The sequence below is a fragment of the Geodermatophilus sp. SYSU D00691 genome (assembly GCF_054050275.1).
In genome coordinates, this window is record NZ_JBJGYZ010000080.1 from 1 (window position 1) to 1,521 (window position 1,521).

The 1,521-nt window shown below is 70.9% G+C and carries 1 protein-coding gene; it reads right to left on the reverse strand.

Annotation, left to right across the window (positions count from 1 at the left end):
* Positions 1 to 27: 27 nt before the first annotated feature.
* Positions 28 to 1,266 carry an IS110 family RNA-guided transposase gene (locus ACI797_RS27795; RefSeq protein ID WP_456864103.1) on the reverse strand — a complete coding sequence of 413 codons (1,239 nt, stop codon included), beginning with the start codon at positions 1,264 to 1,266 and terminating at the stop codon, positions 28 to 30.
* Between the last annotated feature and the right edge of the window lie 255 nt (positions 1,267 to 1,521).

Consider the following 1,521-nt stretch of genomic DNA (forward strand, 5'->3'; position numbering starts at 1 on the left):
GGCTCAGACATCCCATGGTTCCTCGGGTCAAGCCGCCGCGGTCGTGACCTCGGGCCAAGCGGTGCTCTCGTCGTATGTGGTTGTGGTCTTGAGGCAGCCGTGGAGGATGCCGACGAGGCGGTTGGCCAGCTGGCGGAGGGCGGCGTGGTGGGAGACGCCGCGGGCCCGGATCGCGTCGTAGTAGGCCCGGGCGCCGGGTGAGGCGGTCAGCGCGCAGAAGGCCCACTGGTGGGTCGCGTCGGCGAGGTGCTTGTTGCGGGAGTAGCGGGCCAGCACCACCGTGCGGGTGCCCGAGGCGCGGGTGATCGGTGAGGTGCCGGCGTAGTTCTTGCGGGCCTTGGCGTCGGCGTAGCGGTGCCGGTCATCGCCGAACTCGGCGAGGACCCGGGCGCCCAGGACCGGTCCCAGCCCGGGTTGGCTGGTGAGGATCTCAGCGTCCGGGTGTCGGCCAAAACCCTCGGCCACCACCGCCTGCAGTTCCGCGATCTGGGTGTTCAGCCCCGCGATCAGCCGCACGGCGCTGGCGACGATGACCGCGTAGGCGGCCTCGATCGGCGGAGCCTGGCGCAGCGACGGCGCCCGCAGCGCGGCCTGGATCGCTGCCGCCTTCGTCTCGGGATCGCGTCGGTGCGCCCGTGCCAGGGCGGCGGTGATCTTCGACCGGGACAGCCGGGCCGCCCGCGCCGGATCGGGAGCGCGTTCGAGCAGTTCGAGCGCCTCCGGCGCCATCAGGTCGGGAAAGGCCTCGAGCGCAGCGGGAAAGAATTCCCGCAGCGCGCTGCGCAGCCGCTGGAAGTGCCGAGTGCGGTCCCAGATGAACGCCTGATGCGAGCGGGCGACCAACTTCAACCCCTCCACCTCAGCGCTGTCACCGGCGATCGGCCGGTGATGGTCGCGGTCCAGGCGGACGATCTCGGCCAGCACGTGCGCATCTCCCCGGTCGGACTTGGCGCCGGATGTGCCGTGGCGTTCCCGGTAGCGGGCCACCGACATCGGGTTGATCGCAAACACCCGGTAGCCGGCCGCGGCCAACGCCGCCACCCAGGTGCCGCGGTCGGTCTCGATCCCAACCACCACGGCCTGCGCGACGAACCCCGTCTCCGGGTCGACGTCGTCCTCGGTCAGGTGCTCGGCGATCAGTTCGTGCAGCCGGGTCAGCCCGGTGATGCCCTCCGGCAACCGGGCCCGGGCCAGCCGCCTCCCGTCAGCATCCTGCACCTCGATGTCGTGGTGGTCCTCGGCCCAGTCATCGCCGACGAACAGCATCCGCGTCTCCTCGTCCTGGCCCCCTGCAGTTGCGGGCAGCGCGGAGGGAGACAGCCGCGGACTAATGGTCAAGTGCTCACCGGCCACACCGGGGCACGTCATCCCATCAGCGGTTCCGCCCCCTCACGACCGGTGGGCGCACGGTCTGAGCCTAGGAATTCAGCGATTCCCGTCCTTGCAAGTGCTGACCCACCGGCCGCTACCGGCACCGAACCTGCCAGAGATGGCGAGGCCCGGTAAGCCCCCATTAGTCCT